This window comes from Bacillus sp. URHA0034, assembly GCF_056280405.1.
In genome coordinates this window covers 3650231-3670192 of the sequence record NZ_JBWCDK010000002.1, presented here as the reverse complement: position 1 = coordinate 3670192, position 19962 = coordinate 3650231, and the positions used below count along the sequence as shown (strand labels likewise).

Genomic DNA, 19962 nt, shown 5'->3' with positions numbered 1-19962 from the left:
TCCTTTTTTTAAAACATAACGGCCCATGTTTTTGCGCCTACTATTCCGTCTTCGGTTAATCCATTGTGTTTTTGCAAGGCCTTCACAGCTCTTTCTGTCTTTGGACCAAAGATGCCATCCACCGTTACTTGAACTGCTCGCTGAATCCGCTCGACATCTTTCCCTATCGAGCCTCTTTTTATTAAATCTCCGGGAAAGGGAATGCTCTCATGTGCACGCTTGTGGTTACCCTCGCTACTGACAAAATCGATAAAGTCATTCCAGTCGATCCCTTTTTCTCCACTTCGGAGATATCTAGGGCAATTTTTCCCGCTCCAATGGTTATGCTGGACCACATGATTAATAGGGATTTGATAGGTCCCCATTAATTGTTTTGTGACCTCCGCTGCATGATTGACCGCTTTTTTAAAATCCCCATCACTGTTTACGCATATTTCAATATGTATCGACGAAGAATTGCCTGTACCAGTTCTTCCATCTCCTGCCGCCCAAGCTGTCTCATTAAAGGGAATGGATTGAATCACTTCACGATCATCAATTTGAAGGTGCCAGGAGGCCAAACGGTCATTTCCCCGTTCCTGCAATCTGGCATGCGCCTGAGCTCCCGCACCTGGACTGGAATTATCTGTTTCATGGATCGTGATGTAGGCAGGGACCATCTTGATTCCTGAGCGTGTGCCTTTATTTGCAGCCGGAATCAATCGCTGGATAATATTCATAAACAACCTCTCCTTTCCTCTCTATTTATGGAAAATACAAGGATCTGGACAGGGCATTGTCTACTTTTTTGCATTTCTTTTTACAAATCATTAGTATGGAGGTAATCATATTAAATGAATTGAAGGTATGTTATGAAAAAGTTATTGAGGTTCGGACTGGTTGGGATTGTGAATACACTTATTTCTATCGGTTGCTATATCTTGTTTGTCAAATTAGGCATGCACTACATCCTGGCAAATATCCTTTCTTATTTGATTGGCTTAGTAAACAGTTATTATTGGAATAAGAAGTGGGTGTTTCGTCATAGAGAAAACCATCTATCTGTTTTCGTTAAATTTGTCATTGTTAATTTAGTGGTGCTTAGTATCAATACAGGATGCCTCTTCTTACTAGTCCATAAATGGGGATTCAATCAGTATGGTTCACAATTAGCAGCAACTGCGCTTGGAATGGGAATCAATTTCATTTTAAATAATAAATGGACCTTTGAAGCAAAGGTAGCAAATAAACAAACACATTAATTTACTGAAAGAATGAATACGCCAAAATGAAAGCGATCGAGGAAGTTAAGATTATTTATCTATAAATTTGGATAATAAATGGATTTTATCCAGGTTTTTATAGTAGGATAGTAGTAGTTTGATCTATCCTATTCTACTGGAGGGCTAAAAGTTGCTGACTCCTGCCCAACAAAAAGTGAAACAAGAGTTAGAAGAATTACAGGCGGCGGGGAGATTCTACCACGCGGAAGAAACGGGACAGCTTGCTCCCCGTCCATCTTCCCTGAAAAAATGGTTCGTTCTAGCAGCCGGTTTTCTGCCCATTTTGTTATTGGTGGTAATCTATTTATTTCACCCTAATCAATCCGATACTGCTGCCTATTTAACGAAGGAGCAGCATGTATATAGAGAAAGTGAACAACTGCTCAATCGAGCTCTTTCTGGGCAAACGGTTGACTACAGTGAAGCAAAGGCAGAACAAATTCACTTATGGAAAAAACTTTCCGCTTTGGATCCTCCTTCACGCTTACAAGCCCATAAACTTGATTTGCTTCATGTCATGGAGCAGCAGCAAGAGATCCTTACCTATCTCGACGTTTCCAAGAATACGAATGCGGCTGCAATAAACCATAAAATAATCGAACTTCAAGTCAAGCAAGAGTTGGCGATGGATAGTTTACGGAGTGCACTGGAGCGCGAGAAGATTAGATATGAGAAACTCGAGGACGGAACAGTTCATTATTGGGTCCACTCGAAAGTCTACATATATTAAAAGAGGTTCCGCAAAAATGCGGAACCTCTTTGTTATTCGGCCGCCTGTACCTTGTCTACTGTTTCCAGCTGGTGCAGCGAGCGTTTTTGCTGTAATTTTTCTAACGTGTGGAGAATCACATGGACGATTAAAACAGTTAAGGTCATTAGTTCGACTGCGGAATCTAGGTAATACCAGGAAAGCGTCGCGGTAATGTCGTAAAGGGAATGAACGAGGACGGTCACCCAAAGGTTTCGTGTCCATAATAAGATCAATCCAAATAATAAGCCCATATTCGCGAAGGTAACGATCGCCCCAATCTTAATAGCCCATGGCTCAACTGAATCTAAAGTGTGGTCTATTCCAAATAAGATTGAAGTGAGAAATAAGGCACACATTAGAAAAATATCTCTTCTCCCACTCGCCCATCTGTTTGGAAAGAACTTTTTACATACTACCAGCAAAAGTATGATATAGGCCAGGCGCCACACCTCTTCTAATCCTGCGAGTGCATCTGTATATAAATCTGGGCCGATGGTATCTACTTTTTCAAAAAAGGTGGAAACGGGTTGGGTCTTTGTCTCGGGATCAGCAGCTCCGGACTGTGAATCCGCATCCATTTGCATGTCAGTATAGTCCTGGACATATTGATCATAATCAACGTTAAAGTCGTTAAAAGTGTTCGATGAATAGATATTAATGATTGTACTTCCAAGAAAGAAAATTAAGAAGGCACCTGTAAACTTTAAGGTCAGCTGCCGTTTTGTTACTTGGATTCGTTCTGACCCAATAATCCGCCGGTGCAGTTTTAAGCCGACAAACAAGGAAGATACCATCATGGCATCATAAAGGGTGCTGGCCAAATAGCTGTAGCGGGTTAAATAAAGGAGCACTTCAGCCCCTATTGTGACTACCAGCATGGCAAAGAGTAACTTGATCGAAATCGGTTTGGTTAAGTTTGTTATCATCCGCGTCCCTCCCTGCCTTAGTGCTTATTTTAAGATGGTTACAGCCAATATTCCGAATCCATTTAGTAATAACAGGAATAGTAAACAGCCAATGAGCCACTTATAGGTTCGCCTCACTAATTAGTCTCCTTTAAAATGATTGTTTAAGATGTTTACCCAATCTATGAATAGATAATAATAGTAATAATTTAACACACCAGCAAAGAATTATCATTATTATGTTTTTCCATTATGAATAGATACGGTGATTTTTTAGCTTTACCGTACATAAGATTGTACAGGCTGTATGTCCATTTTTTTAGAGTGGGGAGGTTATGAATTGAGGCGTTTTTTTTCTTTGATTTTATTGGTTGTCATCATCTATGTTTTATCTGCAACAAATCCAGGGCGCTCGGCATATATTGATTGGATTAATCACAAATCAATGGATCAGTCGTCCAACCTGCTAAAAAGGGGGATTCTCTCCATTGCAGGAAAGTCCATCTTTGATGCTGGGACTACAAAATCGGATTATGTTGTGTTTTCCATCTACAAGACGGACTTTTCAGATGTCGGGATGGGAAAGATGACAACACTTGGGATATTTAATGAGTTTATTCCGCTTTCCAGTCTTGAAAAACAGAAATAAATTAAGGGACCGAATGGGCCAAGACCCAATCGGCCTTTTTTTATGCACGGCTAATGGCCCTCTCGTTAACTAAGAAGCTCTTAAAGTCTGGGTCATCTAGATACTTCTTCCCAATCAATTCCATGGTGCTCACTTTAAGACTGCCCCAGTCCTGACCAGGGTTTGCATGGATGATGCTGCAAAGTCTCTTTATCCGTTCTTTCGGCAAATCTGACAGGAACTCCTCAATAAATGAAGAGAATTCGAGGATATAAAGCTTCATTCGTAAGGCTGTATCCGCTATGGCAATGAGTGAATCCCCTCCAAAATCAATCCTGATATTCTCTCGGTAGGAGATAAAGTAAGCGATGCACTTCTTAGTGAACTGGGCACGATTTTGTTTTAAAACTTTGAGTGCATATTTCACAAAATTTTTGTTATATAACGACGGAATCAGCCTTTCAAGCTCGGGTTCAACTCCACTTCTAAATGGTAACTTGTTCAACACGATTAGCTGCCTTATTTTCACTTCATCGCTATAAACGAAGTCACCTATTTCACAAAGTTTTTCATATGCCGCCGCTAACTGTCCCTCACTTTCAGCTTCTTTTGCAAGGTTACTGTCAAACCTAATTCCCGCTTGAATTTTTCGTAAATCCTTCCTAAGCCATTTTTTCAATTGGTAGTGATATTCACTTTTTAAAAAGATAGACGTTACGATGATATAGCTGATACAAAAGATTGTCCCGCCAGCCAAATAGTACATGGTTTGCGTCGTTGGGGAGAATATGACCCCCATGCCGGTTACAGTTAGAATCCAGATGGCTTCCATAAATAAGCGTTTTATGACGCTCTTTCTAACAAGAAGGTGGACCTTTTTATAAGGCTTGCCGCAGACCGGACAGATTGGGCCCTTAAGGACCGAATAACGTTGACAGTTCTTACACAGATTCAGTTTTTGAAACTGATATTTTACATTCTTATTGGGTTGAAAATTCCGTTTAGCCAAAGGTATCACCCTCCGTCAGCATAATCTCCAATTCCTCATCAATCTCTTCGAAACTTCCGATGCTGCGTTTATGTTTTCGTAATTTATAGGTTTTATAAAACAGAATGAACATTAGGATGCTCGCAAAAACCAGTCCATACACGGATTCTCCCCCTTTTTATCAATCGTATGCCTGGCACTTCTCTAGTGGACATCTTTCTAAACGGCCAACTTTATCATTCTAGGGAATACAGCTTGGGAATATAATGACAACAATTGGGATGGGCTTGGAGGTTGTTTCAATTTAGAGATAGATACTGCTAATGGAGGTGGCAGCACATGTTTAGAAAGACAATTAGTAGTTTCATCATACTGGCGGTTATTGTCTGCAGTGTTAGTTATCTTAATGTACGCGCGGCAAGTCCGTTACATTCCACCTCACGAATGGAAGGAATGCTTGTTGTGGACGTCAGTAATTCCATGAAAGACAGCGATCCGAATAATATCAGTAAGGAAGCGATGAAGATGTTTATCGATATGTCATCGCTCGAAGGAGATAAAATCGGGGTCGTTGCCTACTCGGACGAGGTGATGCGGGAAAAATCGCTCGTAAAAATCGGCTCGGAACAAGATAAAAAAGAATTGAAGTCGTTCATTGATTCACTTGAGAAATACTCCTACACAGACTTATCCACCGGGGTTTCTGAGGCTGAAAAGATGCTGGAGTCCAGCCATGAAAAGAATTTCACTCCATTGATTGTTCTGCTTGCGGACGGAAATAACGAACTGAATCCGCGAAAGTCCAAAACCATTTCTCAGGCAAATCAGGACCTCCAATCCGCAGTCAGTCAGGCTAAAGCAAAGGGCGTCCCTATTTATACGATTGGCTTAAACGCGGATGGGAGGCTTAATAAGCAAGTACTGACGAATGTGGCGGACAGCACAAATGGGAAATTTTTCGAAGCCACTTCAGCGGAGCAGCTCCCTAAGATCCTGAGTGAAATCTTCGCCCGTCATTTTAAGTTAAAGATTGTCCCGGTTACACAACTAATCGGTACTGGCGCGTATCAGAATATCAAGATTACCGTGCCAAATGAAAATGTTCGGGAAGCAAATATCTCCCTTATGTCTGATCAGCCTGTTGAGATTCAACTGATTAACCCTTCGGGAAAAGTGGTGAAGATTCCATCTGATCAGGTCGTGTTAACGAAATCAAGAACCTATTCGATGGTCAAGCTGCTGAAGCCCGTTCAAGGGGATTGGACATTGAAAGTAAAAGGCGTCCCACAGGATAAAATCGATATCAATCTTATCTTCAACTATGATTTACAGTTGAAATTGGCTGCTCTTGCCAAGGAGAGCTACAAAGCTGGTGACACCGTTCAAGTTCGGGCATTCTTTGAGGACGACAGTACTGTCCTTAAGGATCGATCTTTTTATCACTCGATGAAAGGAACTCTGTTTGTCAGGGACCTCGATAAGGGAAAAACAGAGGAGTTTTCGTTAGAACCTGGAAATAGTGGATTTTCCGGTACGTTTAAGCTTGGCAGCGCTTCTGCCTATGAAGTGACGGTGAAGGCAGAAGATAGCAGCTTTTTCCGTCAGACAATCCCACAGAAAATTACGTTAAAAACAGCACCCGCTGTCCCTGTAAACGAGAAACCGAGCAGCGTAACGGATGATGGCGGCAAATCCTTCCCCTGGCTTCCAATCGGCGGGGCTGCCGCAGGTATCCTTTTACTCGCTGCGCTCGCTTCCCTGCTTTGGCCCAAATTAAAGAGCAGAAACCGCAGGTTCAGCGGGCAGATGGTCATTGAAGTCAAGGACGAAGAATCCGGGGAACGAATCAGCCCGCAATATAAAAGATTGAAGGTCTTTAAGGGAAAATTCCAGCTCCATCAACTCTTATCCCTGGCACCAGAGTTTGCGGAAACGGAGAAAATTATCTTTAAACCACTCGCCAATGACTCTTTATTACTGATCAATCACTCTAATTGCACCATAGAAAAAAACGGCCGGGCAATCAGTGCCCAAAAAGGCCACACGATCAAACGAAACGACCGCCTGCGCATCATACCGAAGAAAGTTAACAAATCTATCTACATTGAGTATATTTCATAAGGTGACAGGCACCGTTTCTAACACCGAGGGAGGAATAATGATGAAAGCTAGTGTAAGAGAGCATATTCAGCAGCTGGATGTTTCATTAGGCGGTGGGATTATTTCGGAGAAGATCCGTGTCGATACGATCGAGAATCCCATGCTTGTCATCGGTCTTGGCGGAACTGGGATTGATGCCTTGCTCAGACTTAAATACCAGGTGAACCGCCGCTTTAAGCTGCCGCAGGATCCTTTATCAAAGAAGAAAAAGGAAAAACCCAACAACATTGAGTTCCTGGCCTTTGAAACCAATGAGTACGACCGCTACAAAACATATAAAGGGATAGGTCTTGATCCAAATAAAGAGTTCGTCCTCCTTTCTAACCCTGAGATCGGCGGCCTGCTCCAAAACCGCAGTACACTCGAGCCCTGCATCAAGGAATGGCTGTCACCGGAATTATCAATCACAGATGGAATCAGCGGTGCTTCCGGTGTCCGCCAGGCCGGGCGACTTCTGCTGTTTACAAAAATCAACCAAGTGGTCCAAACGATGGAGCGAAAAATCGAGTCGGTCCTCGAAGGGACAAATAAACGGCTATATGTTTTCATTTTAACCGGTGTTTCCGGAGGCACCGGAAGCGGATGTTTTCTTGATATTGCCTACATCACGCGCGGGATTATGGAGCGAAAATTTGGCCCGACCGGTATCGATAAGGTCAGCATGCTTGGGTATCTATTCATGCCGGATGTGAATCTGTCCAAACGCGGCCTAAGCTCCCATACAGTCGAGTATATCGAGAAAAATGGCTATGCCGCCCTAAAAGAGCTCGATTACTGGATGAATTGCGATGAACGAAATGATCGTTTCAAAATGAAATATGGCAGTATCTTAGACGTCAATTCCCCGATGCCGCCGTTTAATCTTTGCCATTTCATCTCAGGAACGAATCTGGAAGGGAAATGGCTTGAAAATGCCTATGATTACTGCATGAATGTGACGGCTGAAAATATTACCAACTTTATGGCCAATGAGGATAAGAAGTCCAGCGAGGAATTTGCCATCCATGACTATATCAGCAATATCCGTACCAATATCGCCCAAATGCCAAAGCCCTATGCTGCCAACTACCAATACAATATTATCGGTGCCTCGATGGCTGAAATTCCAGTGGAAGAAATGACCACTTATATCGGCTTTAAACTATTTGAAAAAATGAAGAAGATGTTTGAGGCGGACCCCGACCAAACGGATGTAGAAAGGTTTGCGGAGAAACTGCGGATTGACCCTGACTCCATTCATCAGCGGTTCAATGAGCGTGTACCGGAGCCCCTCTCAGGGTATGAGCATAGTGAACGTTTTTCCTATAACAACGTCATTAAATCAGCCGTGATCAATCTTGACGAAGAGCTGGAGAGAGACTATTTAGTGAAGGCGAAAGAACAATACCGGAAATGCAAAAAGCAGCTGCCAGGCGAGAGTATCGAGGAGTTCCGGCGCCAAATGGAGCGGATCTTTCTTAGTCCAGAAAAGGGTCCGATCTATGCATCGAGGTTAATTTATGCCAATGACAGTTCCTGCCTGTTAAAAACAATAAAGATCTATATCGAGCGTTTGCGAGACCGATTGGAACACTTGCCGCGCGCCATTCAATCGGAACAAGATTACGCTTATACCAGGCTTGAGGAGGCAAGGAGTGCTTTCCTCTCCAAAGACCGCAAAAAGAATGCCTATATCGAAGCAAAATTAAACGAATTTTCTGCTCGGGCAGAAAAGGCAAGACTCGAAGAAATGATTGAATTTTATGAGGAACTGTACCAGCTTCTTTACAACCAGAACAACAAAATATATGAGGTTTATCAAGAAATCCTACTAACCTTGAAAAATATCTTTGAAAAAAATGCCGGTATTTTAATAGAAAAAGAGGAGTTGAATCAGGATACCCCCCTCACCTATTATTGGCATTTGGTCAGTATCCCTGATACCTCCCCAGAGATTCAGCGGATGTTCGATTCAAAGGATGGCGAATTGCTGTTGCAGAAATGGTCAGAAATGCTCCTTGAAAAATCAGCCTATTGGATTAAAGAACAAGATGTCGATGTGGTTGGCACCGTGTCCGAGTTTCTCACCGATCAGTTCGGTGATTTGATCACGAAATCAATGGAGGACTTCCTGCGTCTGAAGTACGGCGAGGATAAACCAATCGATAAAATTATTGAAGAAAAAATCGCTTCCCGCTTGGACCGAGACGCCCTGCCAGTGTTCCACCTTGCCAATAGCAACGGCCAGCTCCACTTCCCGCAATGGGGGTTTGTCAGCGTTCCAGTAAAAGCTCCCAATATTTATAACGGGATTAAAAATTTTGAAAAGCACTCATTAAGCCATTCCCGCTTTACCATTAAAGAAAGTGAGCTAAGAAACCGAATTTTCTGGTTAAATACGAAAAACGGCATTCCCCTGTTTGCCTACTCACCTTTAAACATTTACGAGGCATCCTATGAAAAGACGATCTTAGAAAAAGAGGGAGTCGGGCGGCACCTGGTGCAGACGGAGAAGGAAAACTGGCTCTACCTCCCCTCACCCATCCCGGAAAAATCCTGGGGTGATACGTACCAAAACTCACGGGTGAAAGAATACAATGCGGGAGTTCGGGCTTTATTTGATCAAGCATTGGAATTCGGCTGTATCACGGTGAAAGAGGACGAACGGAATACCAGTGCCAAATACCGATGTCATTTTACAAAGGAGTTAAACAGGGGTGCATTTTTCGCCAAATATGAGATTGACCTAAACAAGCTTGATAGAGCCAGCCCTGGAAACTTACATCAAGTGTTAAAAAAGCTGAAAGAATGGTCCGCAGGTGGCATGGATCCTGAAGGCAGCTGCGATATTTTCGGAAGCACCAACTTAGAAATGGCAAAAGAAAACTTTATTCGTTCGCCTAAGTTGATTGAAAAGTTGAAACTAGAGGTTCGAAAATACCAATTTATACAAGAAATGATGATGGAAATTGAAAAATTCATCTCCCTTCAAAAAGAAGATGAGAAGCTTAAAAACCTGTATATTCAAGCTATTTACACCCATACGATAAAAAAACGAGGGGCACTTTACGTATACGATCATGGATTGGAGGAAGACCCGTGGGAGCCGTTGGTTAATCTAACAAAAACCACAAAATTCGTCGACTATGAAATCTTTCAGGCATTTAAGGCATTAACCCCAAAACAAACGGCCCAGCTCGAAAAAAAATCGGAGCAGCGCAGCCATGAGCTAATCCTACAAGAAAGCGCGGCCCAGTTAATCTTCGCCTTAGAAGAAATGGCAAACACCTTTCAAAGAGAAAAGGAAGATCTTGATTATGAATACAAGGATTTGGTCAATGGCGAGGAAGTGTACAGCTTCTATAAAGAGATGATGATCAAGGTGCAGGAAATGCTAAGACAACTAAAATCATAAAAAAAGCGGAAGCGGATTGGCTAGACCTAAGAGCCCCTAGGCGCTATAGCTAGACAATTCTCAAATTAATTTTAGAGGCCGCTCGCATTTCGATGCCTGTGGCCCGCCTCATTTCATGTTTTTCAAGGAGGGAAACACTTGTGCGAGATCTATTACAAAAATATGCCGATTCCTTCGCCATTCAACTTGAAAAAATAAGCCAATCCGAAAATGTGCAGCGCAGTGTCAACTATCCAATTGTTTTTTTATTTTTAGGCGACCTCGTTAAGGATGCCCTATTAGCTATCAAAAAGTTGAACAAGGAAAAATGGCATAACAGTAACGGAGTCTTATACTTTCATGCCTATCAAACTGAAACCATCCTTGCTGATAATCTATTTTCACTCCAGCTGGCGAATAATGGCTTTGATCGCCAATCACAACGGAAAGAGCTGGTAGAGACTTTTTACCAGGATGAAACGATGCTGATTGAACTCAATAAAACCTTTCGGAAGCTTACAGCAAAGCTGGCCGACTATGGAAGGGCCTTTGCTTCGCTCCAGAAAGTAAACCTTTGTGTCGTAACTGCCGTTCATGACCCGGCAAATATCCTGATCCAAGAATTCACCCTTCTTCTCAAAAGCATCCTTCAGGAGTCATTCCGAATCGTGGAGGTAGATTTATTCGGTTTGTTAATGGAAAAACAGGACGGTGAGAACTTTGCCTTCACAACCTCGCTTGGGATCAGCTTCCTAAAAGAGCTGGATCATTATCAACAGAATGATTTTCACTTCGAAAAGGACCTTCAGCTGACAGAGGACCATTTAAGATTGCCCATTTGTCATCCCCCATCCCCGCTCTTTGAAGTGGTCTATTTATTAAGCGATAAAAATGAGAATGGTCTGATTAGGGAGGAAGCCGTTCAACAAAACTATGAATTAATCAGTCATCTAAACCTGTTGAAGAATCGCAAAATATCGGCCGAGCATCATGAAAAAATGAATAGTTATTCTCACCAATCCTTTAAAAGGGCGATGAAGGGGAATGCAGGGGATCCTGTTTATGCATCCGCCGGATTTGCTAAAGTGACACGGCCCAATAAAGCGATTGTTCTTAACGCTGCGAGTCACTTTTTCCAAGATTTATTAGCAACCCTAAAAAAACAAAGCAAGCAGCCCGGAGAGAAAATCCTTCAGCTCTTCGATTTAGCTGAGTCTTCTTTTCAAAAATATTATCAGCACTTCCTTCCTCCAGCTGACCGGCTTTACGACATGCTTGGATTAATGAGGGTTAGCAATTCCTATCAGGCCGTGAGGAAAATGTCACTGAACGAAACAGAAGAGTTTCTTTACGAAGGTGTTACGGAAACGTTCTTTTACCAGAACTTCGAAGAACCCGTCAGTGAATTCTTAGGGGTTTTAGACCTAAGGGAGCAAATTGAATGGTGTTTTTATGAAAATGTCATCAACCATGAACAGTACGGAATCTATTGCGCTTATAGTTGGACAGCGGACAACATTCACTCTGAGTCAAATGTATTGAATGTAATTAGCAATCTTTCCCAAGAAACAAAACAGGAACAGTTAAAGCTTGAAGAACATCTGGAACTAACTTATCAGCAAATCGTGGATCATTGTGAGTTTAAAAAAAGCCTTCTGCCATTTTCAAGCAAGAAAAACCTGACCAGTTTCCTTGAATACTTTTTCGAGGAAATCTATGGGACCAAATACGAGCTGCTAAGGCTTAAAGTGAAACAGGCCATTTTAAATCAATACCGAACGGTGCTCAAGGAACTGCACCGCTCATTACAGCCAAAGATTCGACTGATGAACAAGGTGGATACCTTCCTGAAAAAGACCGCGTCGGAAAGCTTATATGATTCCAATGATGATTTAGACAAGAATATCGCCCAGTATTACTCAAAAGTGATTCAGCAAATTACAGCAAAGTTAAAGGAAAAACGAGGGCCCCATTTCTTTTTGAATGAACGGTTTTTTAGAAACCTCTATGGTGATCTGGAAGACGATCAACCTGAAGTTCTATTGGAACGGCTGTTGGTGGTTTGCGACCGGGAGATATTAACCCAGGAAGAATTCCAGCGCACCTTTGAAGATGAATTACTAGAAAGAGCCAATGTGATTACCGATTATGAAAACAGGGAGATTCTCTCTAAAGAGGAATTGTTTCAAAAATTATATCTTCGATTGGACGAAAGTTCGTCAATCCACATTGAAGTGTTCAACTACACCCAAGTGAACCGTTATGAAGAAAAGTATTTTTTTGGCGACTTTTACAGTCAGTTCATGCGGTTTGCTTTAGAAAAAGAACATGACACACGCCAATGGAAAGTGGGCTGTGTCCATGAAAAGAAAACAAGCGGGATTGAGAAGCTTACCCTCATGGGAGGATTCACATTAAAAGATCTTATGTTTTATCGCAACGGTGAAAAGTATTATAAAAAATATACGGACAATGGTTATGAATTCCACTCCAAAGCGGAAGCGTCCGTTTAGCGGCGTATGGACTGGAGCACTTCGACTGAGATAAAGGAAAACTGAAATGCGGAAGCGCCTTGATCAGGGGCGACAGGCATAAGTCGAGCCGGCGGGAAGGCTGCTCTTTAGCCTTCTTGACGGATTGGCTTATGACCCCGAGCCCCTAGGCGCTGGAGCTAGACAACACGGAGAGCGCCAGCGATCCGATGTTGACTTATCGTAGGGAGAAGAGCGAAGTCCACTAGCCGCTGGACGCTGGAGCTAGACGGTTAACAAAGTTAAAGTCCTATACTATTTTATTTTTCAAAGCGGAAGCGTCCGTTTAGCGGCGAATGGACTGGAGGTGATGTGTGGTGAACTGGGAATCGATTCCTTCCCCTAATCATGAAATAAGAGATATCAAAAAAACAATAATCGATATGAAGGCCCACGTCCAATGGTACTGGCCAAGTGGGATTGATTTTGTCTATATTCATCAAACTCCTGCAGACCCTGGTGAGTCCCTAAATGAATTCGAACCACAAGATTTAAAGCTCTACACCCGTGAGGAATATAAAGCCAACCAAGGGCTCTTAATTAATCTAGATCCAATGGGGCAGATTGCGCTCCGGATTTTCCCTGGAAAAAAAGTAGACGGTCATCTGATTGTCTTTCGCCAGGATAATGACCAAAATCGCATTTATATCAACGGATCAAGGGCAAAGGTTTATTTTTCGATCACCTATAAACAAAAACTCTTTCAAACTCGTAGAAAAGTAAAGATATCGATTACGACCGAAATAGCAATTAGTAAAGAGCAGCTTGTTTATGTAAAAAAAAGCGGCGCCGTTCCCCTCTCGTTGGAGGATGGAACCATCTATCCTTTTATCCGGGACATTGTTCCCGGAAAAACCATCCTCCCAGAAATTGAAATAAATAAACAGGAGTTTGTCCAAATTTTCCCAAGCAAAGGAAATGATGCTGCTCAACCCTTTGAGCTGATACCTGAATAGGGGGTCACCCATGTTCTCACTTTTAAAACGACTGTTTGAAACGAAACAACCATTAAAGGAACGACTACCTTTTTACGATATCGTCTGCCCTTACTGTTTTTTTAAATTCCACCATGATGAGGTAGTGTTCAGGGCGGCCCATTATCTTGACAACGATGAGGAAATGGCACTCCAGGAGGATGAACGTTTGAACGATTACCGTGCCAAATTTGGACTTGCACCGATTGACGAACTGGAGGCTATTATTGAGCCTTCGAGAACTGCCGATGTTCATAAGATCTATTCCAATAATGTTCTGATGGGGGTTTCTGATAAGTACTCGGTGGTAACTAGAAATCGCCTTTGCCCGGCTTGCCATAACGATTTGCCAATCACTGCCGGAAAATATCCAAGCAATATCGTATCGATTGTGGGTGCAACCTCAGTCGGAAAGACGGTTTATATGACCACGCTGATACACACACTTCAACATATGACAGCCAATAATTTTAATGCCGCCTGTATTCCATTAACTACTGACATTAGCAGGCGCTTTCGAGGCAATTATGAAGTTCCTCTCTTTGAAAACGGGAGCTTATTACAATCAACAGAAAAAACCATCCGGCAAGAGCCGTGTTATTTTTCAATTTATTTTTAAAAATGAAGACCAAGCCCCTTTGACTCTTGTGTTTTTCGATATCGCAGGTGAAGGTATGACAGACAGAGACTACCTCAAACTTCATGCGGCACATATAAAAAATTCAGCCGGGATTATGTTCCTAATCGATCCTATCCAAATTCGAACCATTCGCGATAAGCTAATTTATCAGATGGGTGAAAACCCTGGCGAAATTGCCAGCAAAGGCGCTGAGCCTCGCGAAGTGGTTATTTCCATGTTTAGTGACTTTATTGCACATTTGGAAGACAGCAAAACAACGATCCCGACCGCGGTTATCGTAACAAAAAGCGATCTTTTAGATGTGTTAAAAAAGGATGGGGATTATATCGGAACAAACAGTAATGTTTTCCGTAATTTTACTCACCGAGGATATCTAGATTTAGATGAGTATGAAAATATCAATGGAGAAATAAAAAGATTTTTAGCAAAAGTGGATAACCCGTTAGTAAATGCCCTAGAGGTTTATTTTAAAGAAATTTCTTATTTTGCTGTATCTTCACTGGGAAGTAATCCCGTTAATCAACAAGTAAGTGGAATGATTAGTCCGGTTCGTGTGGATGAACCATTTATTTGGCTGCTTTATAAATTGGGGTATATTGAGGGGAGACACAGGGAGTGAGCCGAAAGATTCAGCAGCATATGTATACACGGGAACGGAAAGGAGTTTTTCAGGACACCGCCGGATATGACACCATTGCTGTGTCAGAAGGACTAAAGCCTTCTTTTGTAAAGAAGTATTTGCATCCCCTTTGTTATTATCATGCTCCTAAAACATTAAGAGAACGAGGGGAAAAGGATTCTTCTCTCTATCCCCCAGCGGTGATGATCGTTCAGCCTGAGACCGGGGACCTTGTGATCGGTCAGGCCGTATTTATTCCTGCCGATTTTACTGGTACCCGCAGCACTTACTTCATGCATACCTATGTGATCCCGCCTTTACGGAAAGAGGAGTGGGTTCAACGTCCAGAGATGCTGTTTCATTCAGAGGCTTTCCAAACAGCTTATGATTTGAGCAATGGTCCTATTCTGCCGGAACTAGATGCAGTACCTTTTCATGATACTAACATTTTGGAGCATGAAATTTTAAAAACGCTAGGGGTTAGCCATGCTCACTTTCAACAGCTTTTATTTGCTGTTATGGCCTCAATTTCAGGTAAGAAGAAGGTATTTATTTCTCTAAATGTGCCATTGCAAGAATATACAAAATACGCAATCCAGCTGCTCGAATTACTTTATCTTTATCTGCCCTATGCATATAGAAGAAATCTGGGTGCGATTACCTTTACAAGTGAACCTGAGACAAGAACGTATATTCATGTTACCTTTTTTGAACCCGGAACACTTAAGATCGGGGATCGTTCGATTGAAAAACAATTTGTTTTTGATTTTTCTCGAGGATTTATTTCCGGTGTATTGGGTGCAGTGGAACAGAACGAGTATTTGGATATTGCCTTACAGCATTTAACCGAGCTGAAAAGGATGGATGATTTTTTTAAGTTCGCCGAAATGGCGTTAGCTGGTTTACCAGAGGAGGAAGAACATTCTTTAGCTAGTTACAATCAGTTAGCAGGTTTATATCTTATCTGGAAAAATGGTGATTTCGATCTTTATTTAAAAGATAAACGTCGATTTCTAACTAATCTGGTTAAATACATGCAGTTAAAAAGTGAGGAAAAACCAGAATTAGTGGAACTCTTTTTGAGGATTTTGGATCATGAAAAAATCGCTGAAGATTGGTCAATGGCACGTTTCTTTACAGAGTCTATTGTGTCAGTAAACAGTCTAGTGAGGTTTGATGAGGTATGTTTATTTTTACTAGAGACACTCCGTTCTTATCAAAAAGACCCGCTTTATCTCGAGCTTTGGAAGATCATTGAATGTGACAGACTTTCTTTTGTATCTTTAGCCTTCTACATCAGTAATCAACCAGACGATGCGTATTTACTAAAAGATTATTTTAACTCTCGTATAAATCATTTGAAATTAGAGGATATAACGTTCTTTAAGGAGATTATAACAGATGAATTTGTTGCTGAAATGACGGAAGATATCCTATCGGATGATTTTCTCATTCTCAACGTTATTTGCAAACTAATTCATTTACCAACAGAATCAGTTTCACATTTGTTGAAGCTGTTAACTAGGAATGGGCGTGAACATCTTAACCGGATACTACAGAGAATACTGTGTGAATTCTCATCCCCTATACCAATACAGTTATTTTTTGTTGCCTTTGAAACAAGTGCTGATGGTGTTGATTATCCTAAGTTATTAGATTTTCTTATTGACCATTATAACGAGCATACCATGTGCTCGTTTATAAAAGAGAATGCCCACCTTGTTGCAACGGATTTACTCTATAGGAAATCCTTGAAAATCTATTTTATAACTCATCCTAAATCGATTTGGAAGGATAAAAAGTGGCGTAAGGAACTGCAGGATGCTATTGATGGCAACTTTAAACTTTTATTAAAGGAAGTAGAGAAAGACACCACCAATCCACTGGTTAGGTTCCTAAAAAAGACTCGGATTACCCCCTTTTAAACTTATTTAAAAGACAAAAAAGGGCAGCTACATTTAGCTGTCCTTTTCCGTGCCTGGCAACGTCCTACTCTCACAGGGACAAAGTCCCAACTACCATCGGCGCTGAGAAGCTTAACTTCCGTGTTCGGTATGGGAACGGGTGTGACCTTCTCGCCTTGATTACCAGACTTATGAAATTAGAGAGATCGTTCTCTCAAAACTAGATAATTATAGAAGAAATTGGGTAAAAACGAGTTTATTCGCTTTAGACTATGGTTAAGTCCTCGATCGATTAGTATCAGTCAGCTCCACATGTCGCCACGCTTCCACCTCTGACCTATCAACCTGATCATCTTTCAGGGATCTTACTAGCTTGACGCTATGGGAAATCTCATCTTGAGGGGGGCTTCATGCTTAGATGCTTTCAGCACTTATCCCGTCCGCACATAGCTACCCAGCGATGCCTTTGGCAAGACAACTGGTACACCAGCGGTGCGTCCATCCCGGTCCTCTCGTACTAAGGACAGCTCCTCTCAAATTTCCTGCGCCCACGACGGATAGGGACCGAACTGTCTCACGACGTTCTGAACCCAGCTCGCGTACCGCTTTAATGGGCGAACAGCCCAACCCTTGGGACCGACTACAGCCCCAGGATGCGATGAGCCGACATCGAGGTGCCAAACCTCCCCGTCGATGTGGACTCTTGGGGGAGATAAGCCTGTTATCCCCGGGGTAGCTTTTATCCGTTGAGCGATGGCCCTTCCATGCGGAACCACCGGATCACTAAGCCCGACTTTCGTCCCTGCTCGACTTGTAGGTCTCGCAGTCAAGCTCCCTTGTGCCTTTACACTCTACGAATGATTTCCAACCATTCTGAGGGAACCTTTGGGCGCCTCCGTTACTCTTTAGGAGGCGACCGCCCCAGTCAAACTGCCCACCTGACACTGTCTCCCACCCCGATCAGGGGTGCGGGTTAGAATTTCAATACAGCCAGGGTAGTATCCCACCGACGCCTCCACCGAAGCTGGCGCTCCGGTTTCTCAGGCTCCTACCTATCCTGTACAAGCTGTACCAAAATTCAATATCAGGCTACAGTAAAGCTCCACGGGGTCTTTCCGTCCTGTCGCGGGTAACCTGCATCTTCACAGGTACTATAATTTCACCGAGTCTCTCGTTGAGACAGTGCCCAGATCGTTACGCCTTTCGTGCGGGTCGGAACTTACCCGACAAGGAATTTCGCTACCTTAGGACCGTTATAGTTACGGCCGCCGTTTACTGGGGCTTCGATTCAGAGCTTCGCTTGCGCTAACCCCTCCTCTTAACCTTCCAGCACCGGGCAGGCGTCAGCCCCTATACTTCGCCTTGCGGCTTCGCAGAGACCTGTGTTTTTGCTAAACAGTCGCCTGGGCCTATTCACTGCGGCTCTTCGAGGCTATGAACCCCAAAGAGCACCCCTTCTCCCGAAGTTACGGGGTCATTTTGCCGAGTTCCTTAACGAGAGTTCTCTCGCTCACCTTAGGATTCTCTCCTCGCCTACCTGTGTCGGTTTGCGGTACGGGCACCTTTTATCTCGCTAGAGGCTTTTCTTGGCAGTGTGGAATCAGGAACTTCGGTACTATATTTCCCTCGCTGTCACAGCTCAGCCTTTATGAGAAGCGGATTTTCCTGCTTCTCAGCCTAACTGCTTAGACGCACATATCCAACAGTGCGCTTACCCTATCCTCCTGCGTCCCCCCATCACTCAAACGATAAAGAGGTGGTACAGGAATATCAACCTGTTGTCCATCGCCTACGCCTTTCGGCCTCGGCTTAGGTCCCGACTAACCCTGAGCGGACGAGCCTTCCTCAGGAAACCTTAGGCATTCGGTGGATGAGATTCTCACTCATCTTTCGCTACTCATACCGGCATTCTCACTTCTAAGCGCTCCACCAGTCCTTACGGTCTAGCTTCAACGCCCTTAGAACGCTCTCCTACCACTGACATCGAAGATGTCAATCCACAGCTTCGGTGATACGTTTAGCCCCGGTACATTTTCGGCGCAGAGTCACTCGACCAGTGAGCTATTACGCACTCTTTAAATGGTGGCTGCTTCTAAGCCAACATCCTGGTTGTCTAAGCAACTCCACATCCTTTTCCACTTAACGTATACTTTGGGACCTTAGCTGGTGGTCTGGGCTGTTTCCCTTTTGACTACGGATCTTATCACTCGCAGTCTGACTCCCACGGATAAGTCTTTGGCATTCGGAGTTTGTCTGAATTCGGTAACCCGATGAGGGCCCCTAGTCCAAACAGTGCTCTACCTCCAAGACTCTAACTACGTGAGGCTAGCCCTAAAGCTATTTCGGAGAGAACCAGCTATCTCCAAGTTCGATTGGAATTTCTCCGCTACCCACACCTCATCCCCGCACTTTTCAACGTGCGTGGGTTCGGGCCTCCATCCAGTGTTACCTGGACTTCACCCTGGACATGGGTAGATCACCTGGTTTCGGGTCTACGACCACATACTAATTCGCCCTATTCAGACTCGCTTTCGCTGCGGCTCCGTCTCTTCAACTTAACCTTGCATGTAATCGTAACTCGCCGGTTCATTCTACAAAAGGCACGCTATCACCCATTAACGGGCTCTAACTACTTGTAGGCACACGGTTTCAGGAACTATTTCACTCCCCTTCCGGGGTGCTTTTCACCTTTCCCTCACGGTACTGGTTCACTATCGGTCACTAGGGAGTATTTAGCCTTGGGAGATGGTCCTCCCTGCTTCCGACCGGATTTCACGTGTCCGGCCGTACTCAGGATCCACTCAGGAGGGAACGAAGTTTCAACTACAGGGCTTTTACCTTCTATGACGGGCCTTTCCAGACCGCTTCATCTACCCCGTTCCTTTGTAACTCCATGTAGAGTGTCCTACAACCCCAAGAGGCAAGCCTCTTGGTTTGGGCTAATCCCGTTTCGCTCGCCGCTACTTAGGGAATCGCGTTTGCTTTCTCTTCCTCCGGGTACTTAGATGTTTCAGTTCCCCGGGTCTGCCATCAATACCCTATGTATTCAGGTAAAGATACTGCTCCATTACGAGCAGTGGGTTTCCCCATTCGGAAATCTCCGGATCAAAGCTTACTTACAGCTCCCCGAAGCATATCGGTGTTAGTCCCGTCCTTCATCGGCTCCTAGTGCCAAGGCATTCACCGTGCGCCCTTTCTAACTTAACCTAAAAGGTTTTACTCTATTT

General features: G+C 43.3%; 12 protein-coding genes, 2 rRNA genes and 1 pseudogene. 9 read left to right on the top strand and 6 right to left on the bottom strand.

Features of this window, described 5'->3' with window-relative positions; all coding sequences use genetic code 11:
* Positions 1-8: 8 nt before the first annotated feature.
* Entirely contained in the window at positions 9-719 is a 711-nt protein-coding gene (locus ACZ9EE_RS19685) for a peptidoglycan recognition protein family protein (protein ID WP_476029743.1), read from the bottom strand.
* Positions 720-851: 132 nt separating this feature from the next.
* On the opposite strand from ACZ9EE_RS19685, the gene ACZ9EE_RS19680 reads away from it, so the two are divergent.
* Together ACZ9EE_RS19680 and ACZ9EE_RS19675 are read left to right on the top strand one after the other, a co-directional pair.
* Positions 852-1241: a GtrA family protein gene (locus ACZ9EE_RS19680; protein WP_476029741.1), complete on the top strand. Its 390-nt coding sequence runs from the start codon at positions 852-854 to the stop codon at positions 1239-1241.
* A 151-nt stretch (positions 1242-1392) separates the two neighbouring features.
* A complete protein-coding gene (locus ACZ9EE_RS19675; protein WP_476029739.1) occupies positions 1393-1992 on the top strand; it encodes a hypothetical protein in 600 nt (199 codons plus the stop codon).
* Between the two features lie 32 nt (positions 1993-2024).
* Here the strand turns inward: ACZ9EE_RS19675 and ACZ9EE_RS19670 are convergent, their stop codons facing one another.
* A complete protein-coding gene (locus ACZ9EE_RS19670; protein ID WP_476029737.1) occupies positions 2025-2939 on the bottom strand; it encodes a lysostaphin resistance A-like protein in 915 nt (304 codons plus the stop codon).
* A gap of 319 nt (positions 2940-3258) precedes the next feature.
* Between ACZ9EE_RS19670 and ACZ9EE_RS19665 the strand changes: the two genes are divergently transcribed.
* Positions 3259-3567: a DUF4359 domain-containing protein gene (locus ACZ9EE_RS19665; RefSeq protein WP_476029735.1), complete on the top strand. Its 309-nt coding sequence runs from the start codon at positions 3259-3261 to the stop codon at positions 3565-3567.
* 40 nt (positions 3568-3607) lie between these two features.
* Here the strand turns inward: ACZ9EE_RS19665 and ACZ9EE_RS19660 are convergent, their stop codons facing one another.
* On the bottom strand, positions 3608-4378 hold the full coding sequence (locus tag ACZ9EE_RS19660) for a hypothetical protein (RefSeq protein WP_476029733.1): 771 nt from the start codon (positions 4376-4378) through the stop codon (positions 3608-3610).
* Positions 4379-4547: 169 nt separating this feature from the next.
* Positions 4548-4697, bottom strand: a complete 150-nt coding sequence (locus tag ACZ9EE_RS19655; protein ID WP_476029732.1) for a hypothetical protein — start codon at positions 4695-4697, stop codon at positions 4548-4550.
* Between the two features lie 176 nt (positions 4698-4873).
* Between ACZ9EE_RS19655 and ACZ9EE_RS19650 the strand changes: the two genes are divergently transcribed.
* The 6 genes and pseudogenes from ACZ9EE_RS19650 (at position 4874) to ACZ9EE_RS19625 (ending at position 16756) form a co-directional block, all read left to right on the top strand.
* Positions 4874-6655: a vWA domain-containing protein gene (locus ACZ9EE_RS19650; RefSeq protein WP_476029730.1), complete on the top strand. Its 1782-nt coding sequence runs from the start codon at positions 4874-4876 to the stop codon at positions 6653-6655.
* A gap of 40 nt (positions 6656-6695) precedes the next feature.
* Positions 6696-10088, top strand: a complete 3393-nt coding sequence (locus ACZ9EE_RS19645; RefSeq protein ID WP_476033018.1) for a tubulin-like doman-containing protein — start codon at positions 6696-6698, stop codon at positions 10086-10088.
* Positions 10089-10228: 140 nt separating this feature from the next.
* On the top strand, positions 10229-12580 hold the full coding sequence (locus ACZ9EE_RS19640) for a hypothetical protein (RefSeq protein ID WP_476029728.1): 2352 nt from the start codon (positions 10229-10231) through the stop codon (positions 12578-12580).
* 332 nt (positions 12581-12912) lie between these two features.
* Positions 12913-13554, top strand: coding sequence for a hypothetical protein (locus ACZ9EE_RS19635; RefSeq protein ID WP_476029726.1), 642 nt, complete (start codon positions 12913-12915; stop codon positions 13552-13554).
* Positions 13555-13564: 10 nt separating this feature from the next.
* A pseudogene (locus tag ACZ9EE_RS19630) lies at positions 13565-14831 on the top strand (TRAFAC clade GTPase domain-containing protein).
* Positions 14828-16756 carry a GAP1-N2 domain-containing protein gene (locus ACZ9EE_RS19625; protein WP_476029724.1) on the top strand — a complete coding sequence of 643 codons (1929 nt, stop codon included), beginning with the start codon at positions 14828-14830 and terminating at the stop codon, positions 16754-16756. The pseudogene ACZ9EE_RS19630 and the gene ACZ9EE_RS19625 overlap by 4 nt, the downstream one beginning before the upstream one ends.
* A 51-nt stretch (positions 16757-16807) precedes the next feature.
* Here ACZ9EE_RS19625 and rrf read toward each other — a convergent pair.
* Both rrf and ACZ9EE_RS19615 read right to left on the bottom strand, forming a co-directional pair.
* Positions 16808-16923, bottom strand: a 5S ribosomal RNA gene (rrf, locus tag ACZ9EE_RS19620).
* An 84-nt stretch (positions 16924-17007) separates the two neighbouring features.
* Positions 17008-19942, bottom strand: a 23S ribosomal RNA gene (locus ACZ9EE_RS19615).
* Positions 19943-19962: the final 20 nt, after the last annotated feature.

Excerpts from the sequence above, each read along its gene's own strand:
- ACZ9EE_RS19685 (WP_476029743.1), bottom strand. The coding sequence starts at position 719 with ATGAATATTATCCAGCGATTGATTCCGGCTGCAAATAAAGGCACACGC.
- ACZ9EE_RS19680 (WP_476029741.1), top strand. The coding sequence starts at position 852 with ATGAAAAAGTTATTGAGGTTCGGACTGGTTGGGATTGTGAATACACTT.
- ACZ9EE_RS19670 (WP_476029737.1), bottom strand. The coding sequence starts at position 2,939 with ATGATAACAAACTTAACCAAACCGATTTCGATCAAGTTACTCTTTGCC.
- ACZ9EE_RS19660 (WP_476029733.1), bottom strand. The coding sequence starts at position 4,378 with ATGGAAGCCATCTGGATTCTAACTGTAACCGGCATGGGGGTCATATTC.
- ACZ9EE_RS19650 (WP_476029730.1), top strand. The coding sequence starts at position 4,874 with ATGTTTAGAAAGACAATTAGTAGTTTCATCATACTGGCGGTTATTGTC.
- ACZ9EE_RS19645 (WP_476033018.1), top strand. The coding sequence starts at position 6,696 with ATGAAAGCTAGTGTAAGAGAGCATATTCAGCAGCTGGATGTTTCATTA.